This window comes from Spongiibacter marinus (genome assembly GCF_016906995.1).
GTDB classification, from domain to species: domain Bacteria; phylum Pseudomonadota; class Gammaproteobacteria; order Pseudomonadales; family Spongiibacteraceae; genus Spongiibacter; species Spongiibacter marinus.
This window is the reverse complement of sequence record NZ_JAFBBD010000001.1, coordinates 278,767-295,900: the sequence shown is the minus strand read 5'-3', so window position 1 is coordinate 295,900 and position 17,134 is coordinate 278,767. Positions and strand designations below refer to the sequence as shown.

21 protein-coding genes are annotated in these 17,134 nt (G+C 57.0%); 13 read left to right on the top strand and 8 right to left on the bottom strand.

The annotated features are described in order from the left end of the window. The first annotated feature begins 95 nt into the window (after nt 1-95). Genes gshA through HNR64_RS01390 form a run of 5 tightly spaced genes read left to right on the top strand, consistent with a single transcriptional unit; the run spans nt 96 to nt 3,888 of the window. Nucleotides 96-1,664, top strand: a complete 1,569-nt coding sequence (gene gshA, locus HNR64_RS01410) for a glutamate--cysteine ligase (RefSeq protein WP_204994834.1) — start codon at nt 96-98, stop codon at nt 1,662-1,664. After that, nucleotides 1,661-2,290, top strand: coding sequence for an ACP phosphodiesterase (locus tag HNR64_RS17440; protein ID WP_204994833.1), 630 nt, complete (start codon nt 1,661-1,663; stop codon nt 2,288-2,290). Before gshA ends, HNR64_RS17440 begins: the two co-directional genes overlap by 4 nt. Before the next feature lie 47 nt (nt 2,291-2,337). Beyond that, entirely contained in the window at nt 2,338-2,832 is a 495-nt protein-coding gene (locus HNR64_RS01400) for a disulfide bond formation protein B (RefSeq protein WP_204994832.1), read from the top strand. Further along, nucleotides 2,832-3,200 (top strand): CidA/LrgA family protein, encoded by a 369-nt coding sequence (locus HNR64_RS01395; RefSeq protein WP_204994831.1) that lies wholly within the window; start codon nt 2,832-2,834, stop codon nt 3,198-3,200. The genes HNR64_RS01400 and HNR64_RS01395 overlap by 1 nt, the downstream gene beginning before the upstream one ends. Further along, the gene (locus HNR64_RS01390; protein WP_204994830.1) at nt 3,193-3,888 is read left to right on the top strand and encodes an LrgB family protein; all 696 of its coding nucleotides are present in this window, start codon (nt 3,193-3,195) and stop codon (nt 3,886-3,888) included. The genes HNR64_RS01395 and HNR64_RS01390 overlap by 8 nt, the downstream gene beginning before the upstream one ends. A 19-nt stretch (nt 3,889-3,907) precedes the next feature. On the opposite strand, the gene HNR64_RS01385 is transcribed toward HNR64_RS01390, so the two are convergent. From HNR64_RS01385 to moaA, 6 genes are all read right to left on the bottom strand, one after another. Continuing rightward, nucleotides 3,908-5,368, bottom strand: coding sequence for a TrkH family potassium uptake protein (locus tag HNR64_RS01385; protein ID WP_204994829.1), 1,461 nt, complete (start codon nt 5,366-5,368; stop codon nt 3,908-3,910). A gap of 8 nt (nt 5,369-5,376) precedes the next feature. Next, nucleotides 5,377-6,015 (bottom strand): DUF502 domain-containing protein, encoded by a 639-nt coding sequence (locus HNR64_RS01380; RefSeq protein ID WP_204994828.1) that lies wholly within the window; start codon nt 6,013-6,015, stop codon nt 5,377-5,379. Between the two features lie 101 nt (nt 6,016-6,116). Further along, nucleotides 6,117-7,475 carry a VWA domain-containing protein gene (locus HNR64_RS17435; RefSeq protein WP_204994827.1) on the bottom strand — a complete coding sequence of 453 codons (1,359 nt, stop codon included), beginning with the start codon at nt 7,473-7,475 and terminating at the stop codon, nt 6,117-6,119. 6 nt (nt 7,476-7,481) lie between these two features. After that, nucleotides 7,482-8,405 carry an AAA family ATPase gene (locus HNR64_RS01370; RefSeq protein WP_204994826.1) on the bottom strand — a complete coding sequence of 308 codons (924 nt, stop codon included), beginning with the start codon at nt 8,403-8,405 and terminating at the stop codon, nt 7,482-7,484. A 21-nt stretch (nt 8,406-8,426) separates the two neighbouring features. Beyond that, complete coding sequence (locus HNR64_RS01365) at nt 8,427-8,909, bottom strand: cupin domain-containing protein (protein WP_204994825.1); 483 nt, start codon at nt 8,907-8,909, stop codon at nt 8,427-8,429. A gap of 6 nt (nt 8,910-8,915) precedes the next feature. After that, nucleotides 8,916-9,908, bottom strand: coding sequence for a GTP 3',8-cyclase MoaA (gene moaA, locus HNR64_RS01360; protein WP_204994824.1), 993 nt, complete (start codon nt 9,906-9,908; stop codon nt 8,916-8,918). 65 nt (nt 9,909-9,973) lie between these two features. Here moaA and HNR64_RS01355 point away from each other — a divergent pair, with 65 nt between their 5' ends. The 3 genes from HNR64_RS01355 (at nt 9,974) to HNR64_RS01345 (ending at nt 12,328) form a co-directional block, all read left to right on the top strand. After that, nucleotides 9,974-10,681, top strand: coding sequence for a hypothetical protein (locus tag HNR64_RS01355; RefSeq protein WP_204994823.1), 708 nt, complete (start codon nt 9,974-9,976; stop codon nt 10,679-10,681). 185 nt (nt 10,682-10,866) lie between these two features. Continuing rightward, nucleotides 10,867-11,880 carry an aromatic ring-hydroxylating oxygenase subunit alpha gene (locus HNR64_RS01350; protein WP_204994822.1) on the top strand — a complete coding sequence of 338 codons (1,014 nt, stop codon included), beginning with the start codon at nt 10,867-10,869 and terminating at the stop codon, nt 11,878-11,880. 109 nt (nt 11,881-11,989) lie between these two features. After that, the gene (locus HNR64_RS01345) at nt 11,990-12,328 is read left to right on the top strand and encodes a hypothetical protein (protein WP_027873305.1); all 339 of its coding nucleotides are present in this window, start codon (nt 11,990-11,992) and stop codon (nt 12,326-12,328) included. Here the strand turns inward: HNR64_RS01345 and murI are convergent. Both murI and HNR64_RS01335 read right to left on the bottom strand, forming a co-directional pair. Then, nucleotides 12,315-13,118 (bottom strand): glutamate racemase, encoded by an 804-nt coding sequence (murI, locus tag HNR64_RS01340; RefSeq protein ID WP_204994821.1) that lies wholly within the window; start codon nt 13,116-13,118, stop codon nt 12,315-12,317. The two genes, HNR64_RS01345 and murI, sit on opposite strands and share 14 nt — an antisense overlap. 7 nt (nt 13,119-13,125) lie before the next feature. Beyond that, nucleotides 13,126-13,605 (bottom strand): peroxiredoxin, encoded by a 480-nt coding sequence (locus HNR64_RS01335; protein ID WP_204994820.1) that lies wholly within the window; start codon nt 13,603-13,605, stop codon nt 13,126-13,128. Between the two features lie 163 nt (nt 13,606-13,768). On the opposite strand from HNR64_RS01335, the gene HNR64_RS01330 reads away from it, so the two are divergent. The 5 genes from HNR64_RS01330 (at nt 13,769) to HNR64_RS01310 (ending at nt 17,131) form a co-directional block, all read left to right on the top strand. After that, nucleotides 13,769-14,173: an Hsp20/alpha crystallin family protein gene (locus tag HNR64_RS01330; RefSeq protein WP_204994819.1), complete on the top strand. Its 405-nt coding sequence runs from the start codon at nt 13,769-13,771 to the stop codon at nt 14,171-14,173. An 81-nt stretch (nt 14,174-14,254) separates the two neighbouring features. Beyond that, a complete protein-coding gene (locus HNR64_RS01325) occupies nt 14,255-15,022 on the top strand; it encodes an adenosylcobinamide-GDP ribazoletransferase (RefSeq protein WP_239547413.1) in 768 nt (255 codons plus the stop codon). 123 nt (nt 15,023-15,145) lie between these two features. Continuing rightward, nucleotides 15,146-15,685, top strand: a complete 540-nt coding sequence (locus HNR64_RS01320) for a glycine zipper 2TM domain-containing protein (protein WP_204994818.1) — start codon at nt 15,146-15,148, stop codon at nt 15,683-15,685. An 84-nt stretch (nt 15,686-15,769) separates the two neighbouring features. Continuing rightward, nucleotides 15,770-16,168, top strand: coding sequence for a PA2779 family protein (locus HNR64_RS01315; RefSeq protein WP_204994817.1), 399 nt, complete (start codon nt 15,770-15,772; stop codon nt 16,166-16,168). A gap of 6 nt (nt 16,169-16,174) precedes the next feature. Next, nucleotides 16,175-17,131 carry a PA2778 family cysteine peptidase gene (locus HNR64_RS01310; RefSeq protein WP_204994816.1) on the top strand — a complete coding sequence of 319 codons (957 nt, stop codon included), beginning with the start codon at nt 16,175-16,177 and terminating at the stop codon, nt 17,129-17,131. The last annotated feature ends 3 nt before the right edge of the window (nt 17,132-17,134 follow it).

The window sequence follows — 17,134 nt, the reverse complement described above, 5'->3', positions numbered from 1 at the left end:
GCGGGGCTGGCAATCCCGTTTGCGGCAAAGCTTGTTCACAATAGGTGGCGGAATTACACTGTTTGGCCTTTTCGCGCCCCGCCGAGGATAGAGTATTGGCTACACGTTTTGAGCAAAGGCTGGCTTTTCTTGCCGAGCCTGCGCAGCACAGTCTACTGAGAGCGATCCGTCGCGGTATCGAAAAGGAAAGCCTGAGAATGGATGGCGACGGCCTGTTATCGCGCAGCGCTCATCCCGAGGCCTTTGGTTCACCGCTCTGCCATCCGTCAATCACGACGGACTTTTCCGAAGCGCTGCTGGAATTCATCACGCCGGTGAGCGAGAGCATAGAGGAAACACTGGCTGAGTTAGACAGCATTCATCGCTTTGCCAGCGGCAGTCTTGGCGACGAGATGTTGTGGAATGCCAGCATGCCCTGCCGTCTGCCAGCCAGCGTCGCGATTCCCGTTGCACAATACGGCAGCAGCCATTCCGCAACTATGAAAACCCGCTACCGCCTTGGTTTGGGCCATCGCTACGGCCGGAAAATGCAAACTATCGCGGGTATCCACTACAACTTCTCGCTGCCGCCAGCGCTGTGGGATGCGCTCTTTCAGCTTCAGGGCGGTGAGGGAAAAGCCGACAAGGACTTTATTACCGACAGCTATTTTGCGCTGATTCGTAATTTTCGCCGCTACTCCTGGTTGTTGATCTATTTGTTTGGCGCCGCCCCGGCGGTGTCTAAGTGTTTTGTGAATGGCCAGAGCCACAATCTCCAGGAGTGGGGGGAGCACACGCTGTATGCGCCGTATGCGACCTCGCTGCGAATGGGAGATCTGGGTTACCAGAGTAATGCCCAGAAGAACCTCGATATCTGCTACAACCACCTCGATTTTTACATCGACACACTGCGCAACGCCATTACCACCTCGCACGCAGATTACGAACGCATCCCCGCCGATGAACAGCTGAGCAGTGGTCTGCTGCAAATCGAAAACGAGTTTTACAGCCCCATTCGGCCCAAGCGGGTGACCGACAGCGGCGAGATTCCGCTGGGTGCGTTGCGTCGCGGTGGCGTGGAATACATCGAGGTTCGCTGCTTGGATGTGAACCCGCTACTGCCTCTGGGTATCGATGCGCAGCAGGTGCGCTTTATCGATGCTTTCCTGCTGTTCTGCCTGTGCCAAAACAGCGACCTGTGTGACGATGACGCCAATGCGGCGATCACCGATAACCTGTTAAAAGTGGTTAACGAGGGGCGCAAGCCCGGCCTGACTTTGACCGGCGAGGCGGGTGAACAACGTTTATTGGTCGAGTGGGGAGAATCCCTGCTCGATGATATTGACGCGCTTGCCGAGCAGCTTGACCGGGCGCACGGTGAAACACACTACCGGGAAAGCTGTGCCGCGCAGCGAGCCAAGCTGCGCAACCCTGCGCTAACGCCTTCAGCGCGTATTCTCGATGAAATCCAGCAGCGCGATGGCAGCTTCTTCCACTTTGCTTTACGCCAGTCCCAGGAGCACGCTGAGCGCTTTAAGCAGTCCCCACTGCTGCCCTCCGATGTTAGCCGTTTCGCTGGCCTTAAAGTGGAGTCGCAGGCCCAGCAGGCTGAGATTGAGGCGGAGAATAGTGGCAGTTTCGAGGATTATCTGGCGCGTTTCTATCAGCAATATAAAGCCCTGTGAACTTCCTTGCCCACTTCCATATTGCCGACGTCATCCGTCGTCGACGTGGAGAGGCCGATCACGGCCTGCTAGTGGGTGCACTGTTAGGGGATCATGTTAAAGGGCCGCTGAAGGGCGAATATCCCAGTCACTGGGAACAGGGGATTCGCCTGCATCGGCGCATTGATGCGCTCACCGATAGCGACCCAGCCACGCGTCAGTGCCTGCGTGCCTTCCCCGCCCACTTTCGACGCTACGGCGGCATTGCCCTGGACGTGTGCTACGACCACTTCTTGAGTCGCCATTGGCAGGCTGACTGGCTGGATACAGCGCCCCAGGCGCTGGCGGCGTTCAGCGAGCAGTGTTACCAACAATTGCAGGCAGACAGTCGGCACTTCCCTCAGGCCGCGCGACGCCAGAGCCGTTTTCTGGCCGAATACAATGTTCTGTGCTCGCTGCAAGACTGGCATAATATTGAGCGTACGCTAGCGCGCATTGCCCGCCGTTTGCAGCGGGACAATCCGCTCAGTGACTGCGGGGCGATCCTGACGCCTATGCAGGGTGAGATCGAAGTCAGTTTTCTGGCCTTGTACCCGCGCCTGCTCGCTCAGCTCAGCGACGAATTTGCCAACGGAGCTACCGCCTGACTTGCCGAGCGGAACCGGCGGCAGCTAACCACAACAAGGGAATTATCATGGCCATCAGCTCACGCTGGATTTACTTTTTTATCTTTGCTTGTTGCACCGGTTTACTGGCCTACGCGCTGTACACCCAGTACGTTGATGGCCTGCACCCCTGCCCTCTGTGCATTACCCAGCGGGCCTTCTTTGTTTTCACCGGCGTTGTTGCGGTGATGGCGCTGATCTTCCATCCACAACAACTGGGTCGTTATATTGCCGGTGGCCTTATGTTTGCCAGCTGTGCCGCGGGCGGCGGTTTTGCCTATAGGCAAATCTGGCTGCAAGGGTTGCCACCGGAGCAAGTACCGGCGTGTGGTCCGAGTTTGGAATACATGTTTGAGAATCTACCAATGAGCGAGGCGTTCAACACACTGCTGATGGGTGATGGCAACTGCGCAGAAGTGGTCTGGACCATGTTCGGCATGAGCATGCCAACCTGGTCGTTGATCGCCTTTGTCGGTTTAGCCTTGGCCGCCGTGGCGAGCGCCCTGCCCTGGGTACGCCGTTAATGCTGGCGGGATTTCTCACCTTATTTGCCTGCCAATTAGCCGGTGAATGGCTGCAGCGGGTATTGGGCTTGCCCTTGCCGGGGCAGGTGCTGGGCATGTTCTTGCTGTTTATCCTACTGTGTGTGCGCGGCGCGCTGCGCGACGACGCGGTGCCCGAGGGCTTGAGTCAAGGTAGTCAGCGGTTGATTGAGTTGCTGCCGATGCTGTTGATGGCGCCGGCGGCCGGCGTGTTCTTCCTTGGCGCTGGCTTTGCGGATCAATGGCCGGGTTTTATTGCCGCGGTGAGTGTTGGCACCGTGCTGACGATGATTGCCTGCGGCCTGTTATTGAAAATGCTAACGCGCGGTCGGAAGCAAGGCCATGACTGAGCTGATGCACACCCCGCTGTTTGGGCTGACATTAACGCTGCTGGCCTATCAATGCGCAATGTGGGCCTACACCCGCAGTGGCAAAATGGCGATGTTGCACCCGACGATTAGCGGGGCCGTGTTGATTGCTATCGCCTTAAAAGCCCTGCAGCTTGATTACTTTGCCTACTATCAGGATATTAACTGGCTTAACTTTTTGCTGGGGCCCGCCACGGTTGCATTGGCAGTGCCGCTGTATCGGCAATTACCCCTGCTCCGCGAGCTTGCTGGCCCCTTATTGGTCACTCTGTTTTTTGGGGCGACGTTTGCGTGCGCCTCGGCGTTGTTGTTAGCGTGGTGGCTCGGGGCGACACAGGAAACGCTGCTGTCGCTGATGACCAAGTCGATCACCACGCCGATCGCGATTACAGTGACTGAAGAGATTGGCGGTATTACGTCGGTTGCCGTTGGATCAGTGATTCTCACCGGGGTGGCGGGTATCACCACAATCAGCTGGTTGTTTGAGCGGCTAAATATCCGTGATGACCGTTTGTGGGGCTTCTGCCTGGGATTGGCCGCCCACGCCATTGGTACTTCGCGCGCCTTCGAGCGCAGCCCGGTGGCCGGTGCCTTTGCCAGTTTGGCGCTGTGCCTGACGGGCGCGTTCACAGCCCTGTTTGTGCCATTGGCAGTGAGTTGGTTCGCCTGAGTTTTGGCTGCGGTGAAACTTAACTGCGCCAGAAGGCCGGGGTAAACAGCACCAACACAGTAATAAATTCCAAGCGTCCGAGCAGCATTCCCACGCTTAAAATCCACTTGCTGGTATCGCTCAGGCTGGCGAAGTTGCCCGCTGGCCCGATCAATTCCCCCAGCCCTGGGCCGACATTCATCAGTGCGGTGCTGGCGCCCGTGAGCGCAGTATCGAAGTCGACGCCACTGAAGCTGAGCAATAAGGTAATCAGCATCAGGCTGATCAGCATGACAAATAAGTAGGCAACGGATGACAGAAGAATCGCGTCGTCTACCTTGTGGCCATTGTAGCGCCTCGGCACGACCGCCCGGGGGTGCAGGGCCCGCGAAAGCGATTCCTTCAGACTAATGGCGAGCAGCTGGAAGCGAAACATTTTCACCCCGCCGCTGGTCGAGCCCGAGCAGCCACCCATAAACGTCGCGAAGAAAAACAGTGCGGCGGCAAATGGCCCCCAGTGACTGTAGTCACCGCTGGCGAAGCCGGTCGTACTGATTACCGAGATAAGGTTAAAGCTGGACAGTGTCAGGGCGCGCAGCGGCGCCTGATGATTCACCAGTATTTGGTAGAGGCTGAGGATTAAACAGGCAGCGATGACGATCAATACGAAGCCGCGCAGCTGCTGATCTTTCCACAATAGCCAGCGCCGTTGTGACAGCGATTGCACATAAAGGGTGAACGGCAGCGCACCGATCATCATAAACACAATCGCCACCCAGTGGCTTCCCAGGTCGTCGAACTGAGCGAAGGAATTGTCCGAGGTGGAAAAGCCGCCCGTCGATAGCGTGGTCATCGCGTGGTTAATGGCGTGGAAGCTGTCCATTCCGGCCAGCATATAAGCGCCGGTACACAGCGCGGTGAGTACCAGGTAAAAATAGATGATCCGGCTGATCATCGTTTTGGCGCGCGGCAGCGCTTTGTCTGACCAGTCGGAGGACTCTGTTTGAAAAAGGCGCATCCCGCCAACGCGTAAGAATGGCAGTATCGCCACGGCCATGGCAATAACGCCGAGGCCGCCTATCCATTGCAACATGGAGCGCCACAGCAGGATGTCGGCGGGCAGATTGTCCAGGCCGGTAAGCACCGTTGAACCGGTTGTCGTCAGCCCTGAAGTCGACTCGAAAACGGCATCGCTAAGGCTGAACACCGTGTCTGTTAATAGCAGCGGTAAGGCACCAAGCAGGGACATCAGCAGCCAGCTCACGCTGGTAATTAAGAACATATGGCGCGGCGTGAGCGCGTGAATCTGGTAATTCCAGGTGGCTATGGCGCCAGCCAGTGCCAGGCTTTCGCAGACGAGCAGCACCAGTGTGTAGGCCGCGGCGTTGTCACTGCTGTAAATCCATGCGGTGGCCAGCGGCAGCATCAGGCTCAGGCCGAAGACGGCGATGGTAAAGCTGCAGACCTTGACGACGGGCATCATCAGGCGCTGGGGGCTCATGCTGGGTCCTACTCTGCGCTGCGTGGTAAGTCGTTATTGCGGCACACGCCCAATTCAGCGGAACCGGCGCCACAGGCAATAATGGATTTAAATGCCGCGTCGAGTTTTATATCCGGCCGCAAGGTAACGCAATCACCGGGCAGGTGATATACAAAGCCCGAGGTGGGGTTGGGGCCTGTGGGAACGAATACGCTAAACCAGCCATTGTCGTGGCGACTGGTGACGATGGCGGTGGCTTGGGTGGGAACGTCGCGGCCGTACAGCTGAACGATGGCGACCTCGCCGCGGGTAAAGGGCGAGTTGCTGTCGTTGCCAAACATTTGCTGAAGGATGTCGCGGATCAGCCGGTAGCCGGGGGCGAAACGTGACAGGTGACGGTCGACAAAGCCCTGAGCGAAGCGACCCGCACTGGTGGCGACCAAGGTCCCCACCACAAAGCAGGCGAATAAAATCAGTGCAATAACAACAACATCAATCAAAGCAGGTGGCGCACCGCTAATTTTCACCAGTGGCTCGGTGAGCGGCGCGATCAAACTTTGCACGGCATTTACCGCCCAGCGCAATGCCAGTAACAGGATAACAATCGGGGCGATAACAAGGATGCCGCCAATAAATGACTGGCCGATAAAGTGCTTGAACTTATTCATGATGACTCGCGGATTCCTGCTTGTCGGCGGGGCTAATAGTAAACAGTTTGTTCGCGCTCGGCACGACCGCTTGCGAAACCAATGGCAATATTTGCCGTTTTTTATCGAATCAGTGTCAGCAGCTCGTCCAGCAAGCGCTCGAGCTTGCGCAGTGAACCGCATTCCGCCACGTAGTGACACGCCGTCTGGTAGCGGCGTATTTCCGAGTCACCTGTATTCCAGCGGCCCTGGGATTCTGGATTGAACCACAGCACCAGGCGGGCGCGGTGGTAGAGTTCTCGCAGTGCGGCAATGCCGGTGTTGCCGCCGTTGCCCCGGCCGTCGCCGAGAATAATGATGGTACTGCGACGATTGACGCGCTCTTCAACTAACTGGCGAAAGCTGTTCAGCGCGCGGCCGTAATCGCTGCTGCCCATGCCGTGGCGCTGCTGAATAATCGCGAGGGCCTCGTCGGCATCGTGCTGGCGGAATAGCTCGCTGACTTCAACGCTTTCGCCACAGAAAACAAAGCTGCGTGTGTTGGGGAGTACGTCGGCCAGGGCCTGCATAAACAGCATTAGCACTTGCGACCAACTGCTAACTGAGCCACTGAGGTCGCACAGCACAAAAATTTCGCTTTTTTCGCGGCGGGTGCTTTTCCAGTAGCGATGGAAGGGAACCCCTCCGAGTGCGATGTTGCGGCGCAAGGTCTTGCCGAGGTCTAAGCGGCCGCGTTTGGCGCGCCGATAACGCTGCCGGTGCTTGGCGGCGAGTTTTTTGGCTAGCTTGCGTATCAGCGGCGGCAGGCGGTCGCGATAGTAGGTGTCCAATGCCGACAGCTGGCTATCGCGCATTAAGGTTTCTTGAAACTCGCGGGTAGCGGCATTGTTGTTGAGCAATAACTGTCGGTCTAGCAATTCGCTGAGTTGTGCCAGTTGCGTTTCCCGCTCGCGTTCCAGCCACCGAGCCTGTTGTTGCTCTGGTGGGCTGCCACTGGCCAATTGGGCGATACGCTCGCGGCGGCCGCTGTCATTGAGGGCGTCGAGGATGCGCCGGCGGAATATGCCGCGTTGGGTGGGGTATTGCATTGCGGCCAGGTCGACGTCGCCTGCGGCGCGCATCAGCTCCGCGCGCAGTGCATCGCTGCCCATGCCGCCACCGCCACCCTGCCCTTGGCCCTCGCCCTCGCCCGCGGTTTCGCCGTCGTCGGCACTGCGGTCTTGTGGGATCTCTGGGTCGACGGTGTGTGTGGTGTCGTTGGGTGTTTCTGCCAGGTCAAAGAATTGGGCGAAGCAGCGGCTGAACAACTGACGTTGTTCCTCTGACTTCGCTAGGCAGCTCGCCAAGCCGTCGTGTAAAAGCTGGCGATCACCATAGCCAAGGCTGACAGCAACTTGCATGGCGTCTAGCGTTTCTGCGGTGGAAATACCGACTCCAGCATGACGTAGGTGGCGAATAAACTGCAGTAAGGTGGCTTCCACGTTGTTTCAGTAACGCTGGCTGAGTAGGCGGGTGATTTCAGGCCGCACGATGTTGATATCTTCCTCGTATTTCAGCAGCACATTCAGGCTGTCATCAACCAGTGCGGCGGACAGGCTGTCGGCATGCAGCAGTAGTAGGCTGCGCGCCCAGTCGATCGTTTCGCTGATGGCCGGCTGTTTTTTCAGGTCGAGCTGACGAACCCCGTGCACAAAAGTGACCAGCTGTTGGCGCAGGCTGTCGGCGACGTCTGGCACCCGGCTTTGCACGATGCGGCTCTCTAGCTCTGCTTCGGGAAAGGGGATGTACAGGTGCAGGCAGCGTCGCTTGAGCGCATCGCTGAGGTCGCGGGTATTGTTACTGGTCAAAAGCACCAGCGGCTTGTGTTTGGCACGCAGGGTGCCAATTTCCGGCAGGGTGACCGCGAAGTCGGCGAGGATTTCCAGCAGCAGCGACTCAAATTCGTAGTCGGCTTTGTCGATTTCATCGATCAACAGTACGGCGCCGTCATCGCTTTGCAGCGCGCTGAGCAGAGGGCGAGGTTCCAGAAACCGCTCTGAGTAGAAAATATCATCGAAGTTGTGCAGGCGTTCCACGGCTGCGGACAGGTCGTTGGCGCCGCCAAGAATGCCTTGTAGCTGCTCTTTTAACACTTGCACATAGAGCAGTTGCTTGCTGTATTTCCAGTCGTACAGTGCCTTGCTTTCGTCTAAACCTTCGTAGCACTGCAGTCGAAACAGCGGTAACTTGAGCATCGCCGCACTGGCGTTGGCGAGCTCGGTCTTGCCAACGCCGGGCGGCCCCTCAATCAGGATAGGGCGCTGGAGCGCGCGGGCAAGGTGCAGGGTGGTAGCGATTTGCTCGCTGGCGATGTAGCCCTGCTCGGCCAGCTGTGAAATCAGTTCATCGATGGCTTGTCTCGCCGTATTCATACAGAGTCCTGTGTTCGCTGCCTAGGGCCGCACTAGTTGCTGCAGAGCTTGCCAGTGCCGTGGGTAGCCTGCCTGAATATCGTCGGCGTTGGCAAATTCATGGTCGCGGTAGTCGAAGCCCGGGCTAACCGCTTCGGAGATCAAGCCGTAGTCGCCTTCTTTGAGCTGGGAGGCTTTCCACCATCCGCCGGGCACATAGAGCTGCAGATGCTGCCCCTTTTCGAGGTCTGGCCCCATGACGAGGTGCTCAACATCGCCGTTTTCTTTCAAGAGAGTGTAGTGAAGGGGGGAGCCGCCCTGCCAAAAATGCAGGATGCCGCTGCGATTGCGGTGCAGGTAGCCAGTGGCGCTGTCGGCGGTGAGCAAATAATAGATGCTGCTCATCAGCGGGCGCTGCGCACTGCCGTCGCCAGTGGTTTGTGGGTGGGTAAAGCTGCGCCTGAAATAGCCGCCCTCGGGGTGGGCTTCCAGTTTAAGCTGCTTGATAATTTGCTGCGCTTGCATGGCGCCTTAGCCGCCAGTGGTATTCATAAAGCGCACGATCTGAGGCTCATCATTCAGGTCGAAGTGGTGGCGCTCAGGTTTGATGTCCATGGCGTCGATAATACGTTGCTGAAGCTGCTCTGGCTGGTTTTCCAGCACGCTTTTGAGGTCGACGGAGTATTCATTGCCCAGGCAAAGCAATAAACGCCCCTCAACGGTCAGTCTCACGCGATTGCAGAGATGGCAGAAGTTGTGGCTGTGGGGCGAGATCAAACCAACCCGGCTTGCGCTGTCAGCCATACGGTAATAGCGCGACGGACCGCCGCTGGTTTCCGCGCTGGCGGTAAGTGGGTAGCGCGCGTGTATGCGCCGATGAATTTCATCGCTGCTACAGAAGCTGAGGGCCCGGTCGTGCTCGCTGATATGGCCGAGGGGCATTTCTTCAATAAAGCTGATATCGACGTTGCGGTCGCGGGCGAAATCCACCAAGTCCAGGATCTCGTCGTCGTTGCGGCCGTTCATAATGACCGCATTCAATTTAATCCGCTCAAAGCCGGCGGCTTTGGCGGCGTCGATGCCGGCCAATACCTTGCTCAGTTCGCCTACGCGCGTCAGCTCTTTAAAGCGATCTTCGCGGAGGCTGTCCAGGCTGATATTGATGCCGGTTAAGCCTGCGCGATACAGGGGCTCAGCATAGCGATCCAGCTGGGCGCCATTGCTGGTCATATTTAATTGTTCGAGGCCGTCCAGCGACGCTAAGCGCTCCACCAGCGACAGCACATTGCGGCGCACCAGCGGTTCGCCGCCGGTCAAACGAATTTTTGTGACACCCAATTGCACAAATGCGGCGCCAATGTCGTAGAGTTGTTCCAGACTAAGGATGTCGCGCCGGGGTAGAAAGGTCATGTCCTCGGCCATGCAGTAGACGCAGCGAAAATCGCAGCGGTCGGTAACGGAGAGGCGCAGGTAGTCTACCTGGCGACCAAATCGATCTTGCAGTGGCGGAGTGGCTGTAGTCATCCGTCGATATTATCACAGCCTGCGGGCGGGTAGCCTGTAAGCAATAACATGTTGAGAGAGTGTTTATGAAATACAGCCTGGCGATTGTAATGCTGCTTGCCTGCGCAAGCCTTGTGCAAGCTGAACCCGGAAATGGCAATGCTTACGGCAAGGCCCATGCGCCCGGCCAGAATAAAGCACCGGGAGAGCCCGCACAGGGGCATGCTCACGGTAAAAACACGCAAAAAACTGGCGATACCTACGCCGCCAAGGGCAACGCAGGTGGTGCCCAGGCGCGTGCCGATTGGCGGGTCTACGACCGCTTTGGTCAGGCGATATCGGCCAGCGCATTAGCAGATGCCGTCGCTGTAGAGGCGGCGGTCAAAAAAGCGGGTGTCGACCCCTATTCGCAAGAGGCGGCGATGATTCGCATAAGCATGGGGCAATCGCCAGAAATTGCGGATAAGCCCAACGACGGTGCTTATAATGCGCACGGTGAAGCGATATCACACCGCCAGGCCAGTGAGCGTTTTGCTGCCATAGCGGTGATGGAGCGTGCGGGGATAGATCCAGACAGTGAGCAGGCGGCGCAGATCCGTGCGGCGGCCGAGGGGCGTATTGAAACGGCTGACGGCGAAGAGGTGGACCAGCAAACACTGGAAGATGTCGCCAAGGAAATCGCTGTACAAGAAGCCATTATTTACACCGGTGCCAAGCCCGGTTCTGCTGATGAGTCGCTAATTCGCATGGGCGCCGATGTGTTCATGGAGAAGCTTCGCAGCTGGCGCCAGTAGTGAAGAGACCGTTTTTTATTGGCCTTAGAATCCCCCACTGTCGTATTTTGCCAGTGGGATGTCTCATTTTGTCATTGTCTGGCTGCTGGCAACGTTTACTCTGGAAACCGTGAATAGGCCTTCTTTTTATAGGGTTTTTAGCCGCCTTGCGGCGATCTTAATGCGTTAGAGCTGAGGACAAGCCAATGACTAGCACAACAACTACCGTAAAACGCTACCCAATGCCCATGCCGTATGGTTGGTTTGCGGTTTCTTTTTCTGACGAACTGGCTCCCAGCGAGTCCCGCGCTGTGCATTACTTCGGCCAAGAGCTGGTGTTGTTTCGTACAGAAGCCGGTCGCGCGGTATTGATGGAAGCGTACTGTCCCCACCTCGGTGCTCACCTGGGCCACGGTATTCACGAGCGTTCGGGCACCGGTGGTGGTCGTATAGAAGGTAACAATATTGTCTGCCCTTTCCACTCGTGGAAGTTTAGCCCGGAAGGTGAATGTGTTGAGGTTCCTTACGCGAAGAATATGCCGCCTAAAGTGAAGGGCCAGAAGTGTTTGAAGTCTTTCCCGGTGCGTGAAATTAACCAAGTTATTTGGGCGTGGTACCACCCAGAAGGCGAAGCGCCGAAGTGGGAAGTTATTGAGCACGACGAGGCAAACTCTGACGATTGGTCACCGCTGGATCGCTACGAATGGATTCTGAATACTCACGCTCAGGAAATGGCAGAAAATGCGGCTGACCCTGCTCACTTTAAATATGTCCACGGTACGGCGTCGTTCCCCGAGTGGGAAACCACCTACGACGGCCCTATGGTGCGCGGTTTGCAGCAGGCCAACATGCCGACGCCACGCGGTGAGGTACGCGGCTCAATCCGTACTGGTAGCGCTGGCCCCGGCCAGGGTTTCACTAAGTTTGAAGGTATCGCCGATACCTTCTTGATGGGGCTAACTACGCCGATTGACGATGACACGGTGCATGTCCGCTTTGCCTTCACCCAGCCCAAGGTTAACGGTGAAGTACAGAAAGGTGGTGTGAACGCGGCGATTATCGCCAATATCGTTGGCCAGCTTGAGGAAGATAAGCCCATCTGGGAAAACAAGATCTATCGCCCACTGCCAATTTTGTGTGACGGCGACGGCCCTATCGCGAAATTCCGCAAATGGTATTCTCAGTTCTATGCCGGTGGCTTCGACCCACGCTCGCTGTAAGGGCAAGTGTGAATCTGGTCAGATAAATGAAAAGGGCGTCCAACTGGGCGCCCTTTTTTGTATGGCTAGCGGCTATACTAGTGCGCAACCTACTCTTTCTGGAGATGCAATGAAGCGCGCAGTCATCCTGCTTTGGATCGTTTGCCTGATGCCCCTATCCAGCTGGGCGGCCTGCAAACTGCCTGCGCCGCCCAAGCAGTTCCCCGATGGCGAGGCGGCAAGCCGCGACGAGATGCAACAGCTGCGCCAGCAACTCGAGCGTTATGTCGACGAGCAAGGCCGTTACCTAAAGTGCCTGGACGCCATGGAAAAAACCGCCAAGGGAACCGGGTATGACACGGCGCAACGCCGGTTAGAGCGCATCGCTCGTTACAATACTGCGATGGCGGAGATGTCGGCGGCGGTGGAGCGTTATAACCGCGAGGCTGAGCGCTTTAATCTGCGATGAGTTCAATGCCGCGGGTGGCGAGCTTATCGCCCAGAGTCTGGCTGGCCGCTTCTGCCCCGAGAATACACGCGCGTTGGCGCCCCTTGCCTTCGCGAATGTAGCGATTATTTTCAAGCAAATCTTTCACTCTCCGCGCAATGGCTTCACCAGAATCTATCCAATTGATTCCCGGGAGGTGTTTGGCTAGTTGTGGTTTAACCAGAGGGAAGTGGGTGCAAGCCAATACGATTGTGTCCAGCGCTTTTGCGCTGGGGTGTTGGTGAAATGCGGCTGCCACACTCTGCCAAACGTCAGGGGAATCCTCGTCCTGCCAGAATAACGTTTCCACCGCCGGTGCCAGCGCTTCTGCTCCTACCGATAGCACGGTGCAGTCGCTGGCAAAGGTGTCGATTAGCTCGGCAGTGTAGCGCCGTTTTATGGTGCCGGGCGTGGCGAGCAGGCCAATAACACGGCTTTTGCTTTGCAGGGCGGCAGGCTTAATGGCGGGCACGACACCCACAACAGGAAGGGAGACTTGCTGTCGTAAACTCGGTAGCACGGCAGTGCTGGCGCTGTTGCATGCGACCACCACGATATCGATGCGATGGCGCTGTAGCAAGGTGTGAATACGCTGGAGAATATGTTCTACCAGTGCATCCTCCTGCCACATGCCGTAGGGGAAGCCGCCGCGATCCATCGCGTAGAGCAGGTCAATATCGGGAAGCAAATGGTGGATTTCGGCGCCGATGCTCAGGCTACCGACACCGCTGTCGAACACCAGCACCTGGGGGCGGTGCTCAACACTATTCATTCCCGGGTCACAGCTGTTCAATAATCTTTTCAGCGGCGCTGACATCGACGCCACCGGCTGGCTCGACGGCAATAAAGCTTACGACACCATCTTCTGCAATTAACGCAAAGCGCTGGCTGCGTTTGCCCATGCCGTAGCCACTGGCATCCATTTCCAAGCCCAGTGCGGTGGTGAGTTCTGCGTTGCCGTCGGCAAGCATGAGCAGTTGTTCAGCGTTTTGGCTCTTACCCCAGGCATCCATCACAAAAGCATCGTTGACCGACATGCACACGATGCTGTCGACACCCTTGGCTTTAATCGTGTCGGCGTGCACGACATAGCCAGGTAGGTGGGTGAGGCTGCAGCCGGGGGTGAAGGCACCGGGCACGGCAAACAGCACAACTTTCTTACCGCTAAATATGTCGCCAGTGGTGATGTCCTGGGGGCCCTTTTCGCCCATAACTTTGAGCGTAACGTCGGGGATTTTATCGCCAGCTTGGATGCTCATATCGTTGTCCTTTAACCAGAAAAAAGAGGAGTTTGTGCTGCGCGACAAGTGTAGCAGAGCTAATAGCGTGTCGACATGCACTTGAAATATGCGACGCCAATACCCAGATAATGTTCAACAGCGAAAGCTGAAATTGTGTCGAAGTGTTATTGGAGGTGGTTTTATGAATAGCTATCTGCCCTTCACATTATTTGGAGACCTAAGCCGCAATTTTGATAGCCGCAGTGAGCCGGCTGAAAAGGCGCGTCGTGCGTGGGCGCCCGCTGTGGATATCAGTGAGGCGGACGACGCCTACCTGCTAAGTATGGATGTTCCCGGTATCAGCCGTGAGGCGATTGAGGTCAGCGTTGACAGTGGCGTGCTAACGGTTAAGGGCGAGCGCACTATCGACTATGCCGACACGAAATTGGCGGTAAACGAGCGCTGGCAAGGAGAATTTGTTCGCCGCTTCTCGCTGCCCGATACGGTGGATCAGGAGAAGATCGCTGCCAAGGTAGAAAACGGCGTCCTGGCGCTACACATACCCAAACTTGCGGCGGCCGAACCGCGTCGTATCACTGTTCAATAGGCCCGTTGTTAAGCCCTGCCCTTGCAGGGCTTAATTGCCTGTGCTGGAATCGCAGGGTTTTTAATCACTGAGCCCTCTCCTATGCCCCCCTTTGATAAAGCGTCACTGCGTCGCGAGTGGCAAATATTCCTGCTGGCGCTGGGCTTTTTGAGTCGTATTCCTGTTCCCCAAGACCCTGACTTCAGCCCCGAAAAGCTTGATGGTACAGCGCGCTACTTTCCTCTCGTGGGGCTGCTGATTGGTGGCGTAACGGCGATTGCCTTGCTGGTTTTTTTCGCGTTGTTTAATAACCCGCTGTTGGCGGTGCTGTTGAGTATGGCGGTGGGATTGTTGCTGACGGGCGCCTTTCATGAGGACGGTTTGGCCGACAGCGCCGATGGCTTTGGCGGCGGATGGCGCCGAGATGACGTGCTGCGCATCATGAAAGACTCGCGCATCGGCAGCTATGGCACCGCCGCGTTATTCATGGTGCTGGCCATTAAGGCGGCGAGCTTGGCGGCGATGCCGATCGCCCAAGCGGTTGGCGGAATCCTTATCGCGCAAGTGGTGAGCCGTTGGTTGGCCATCTCCTTTCTGATCGATATGCCCTATGTGAGCGGTGAAGGAAAGTCGAAGCCTCTGGCGACCGCGCTATCACTGCGTGACTGGCTATTGGCAGGGCTGCCTGTTCTGTTGTTATTAGGCTTTGCACAGGCCTCGCAGTGGCTGCTCTTGTTGCTGATTTTGGGGGGCTTTCGGCTGGGTTTTGGGCGGTATTTGTCGCGCCGTATACAAGGGTATACCGGAGATGCGCTGGGGGCGGCGCAGCAACTGAGTGAAATACTCATCTACTTAGTGATCCTACTGTAGTTGTCAGCAGGCAGAGATGTCGCTGAACCACAGCTGAACGGCGACTGTAAATTGTTGTTCCTTTTAGCGGCGCACTTTGTCGGCGCTCGCTGGTCAGAGAAGTATCAGTAAGAGGAGATAACAATGTCTAAGTTCGCAGTTGTTGCCGCTGGTGTTGGTGCGGTTGCGCTGGCCACGGCGGGTGGCTATGGCGGCTACCACTACCTGGAGTCGCAGCCGCGCTATGCGCAGGTATTGTCTGTTGAGCCAATTACCGAAACCTATTTTGTCCCCCGTGAAGAGTGTTACGACGAGGTGGTGCAAGAACAGGCACCGAGCCGCGACAGCAATCAAATAGCCGGCACGGTAGTCGGCGCTGTACTCGGCGCGGTTATCGGTAAGCAAGTGGGTGGCGGGAACGGTAAAAAGCTCGCGACAGTGGCGGGGGCGGCTGCAGGTGGCTACGCGGGCAAGCGTATTCAGGAAGATATGCAGAGCAAGAATGTGCAAACCCGCACAGAGCGCCGCTGCCAAACCTTGCAAGACCCTAAGCAGCGCGTCACTGGCTATGAAGTCAGCTATAGTCTTGATGGTGAGCCGGGCACCGTTACCTTAGCGCAGCGCCCGGGCGAGCAGATTCCTGTTGTTAATGGCGAGCTGGTGCTGGAAAACCCGGAGGGCTAGCTAGCACGTAACGCTGGACGAAATGGCGGAGCGTTTCACGGTCAGCTCTGCAGGTAATCTTTTTCGAAAAAAATGGGAGAGAGTATGAAATTTAATAAATCACGAAAGTTAGCCGCGATCTTTATGAGTGTATTGCTCTCGTGGATGGGCCTGGCCGCGACGACGGCCTCTGCGGCCATGGTCGATACGTCGGTGACGATCAGTGAGTACAGCCTTGCAGAGGACAAGGCGGCGTTGAAGTCGGCGCTCGACCGCGACGATGTTCGCGAGCGCTTGCTTGACCTCGGTATCTCTATCGACGATGTCGATGCCCGCATCGATGCGCTGACGGCAGATGAGCTGGCCAGCCTAAAAGCGAACATGGACGATATGCCCGCCGGTGCTGGTGCGGTGGGTTTACTCGCCTTTGTTGTGCTGGTGTTTTTCATTACCGATGTACTCGGGATTACCGACATCTTTCCCTTTGTGAACGCGGCCAACTAAAGAGCGTTGCGTTCTTTACTTGTTATATGGGCGCTGCTGCTGGTTGCCTGCAGCAGTGTTCCCACACTTCCCCCTGCCACCCTGAATGACTTGGCAGATAGTCGTAAGCTCGATGTTCCCTTCGTTGCTCAGCAGGCCTACTACTGCGGTCCCGCGGCGTTAAGCTCTGTGGCGAATTATCGCGATATTCACATTGATCAGCAGTCTGTCGCTGACATGAGTTTTGTGCCCGAGCGCAAGGGTAGTTTAACGGTCGATATGCAAGCCGCGGGAAGACGCATCGGCTTGTTGCCCTATCCTCTCGCACCAAAATTCGAAGACTTATTAAGAGAGCTCAATGCGGGTAACCCGGTTTTGGTGCTACAAAACCTCGGTTTGAGCTGGTGGCCGCAGTGGCATTATGCGCTGGCAGTGGGTTATGACCTCAGGTCCAGTACCCTGCTCCTGCACTCTGGCGAGAAGGCATATTATCGGCTGGATTTCGCAACGTTTGCTGCAACATGGGCGCGGGCAGAACACTGGGCGAGAGTGCTGGTTCCGGCATCGGTGATGCCGGTCACGGCAATGCCTGTTTCCTATTTGAAGAGTGCCCACGCCTTTGAGGAAACCGGTGATACTAAGCGTGCGATGGACTTTTATCAGCGCGCGGTAAATGAATGGCCAGGCAGCGTGTTGGCATGGCTGGCCCTGGCCAATGCCGCCTATACTCAGGGTGATTTCGCTGGTGCGATAAATAGCTATGAGCGTGCACTTACGATTGCGCCAGAACGCGCGCCAGTCTGGAATAACTATGCCTACGCCCTGCATGCGCAGGGTTGCTCGCAGCTCGCCCTTGATGCCCTGGAACGCGCATTGGCCTTAGCGCCGCAGGACGAAAATATTGCGGATAGTCGCAATGATTTACTGCAGCGGCCAGGGGGCAGCGCCCTGCGCGGGAGCTGCCCGGAGCGGCTCCCGCAATAGCCG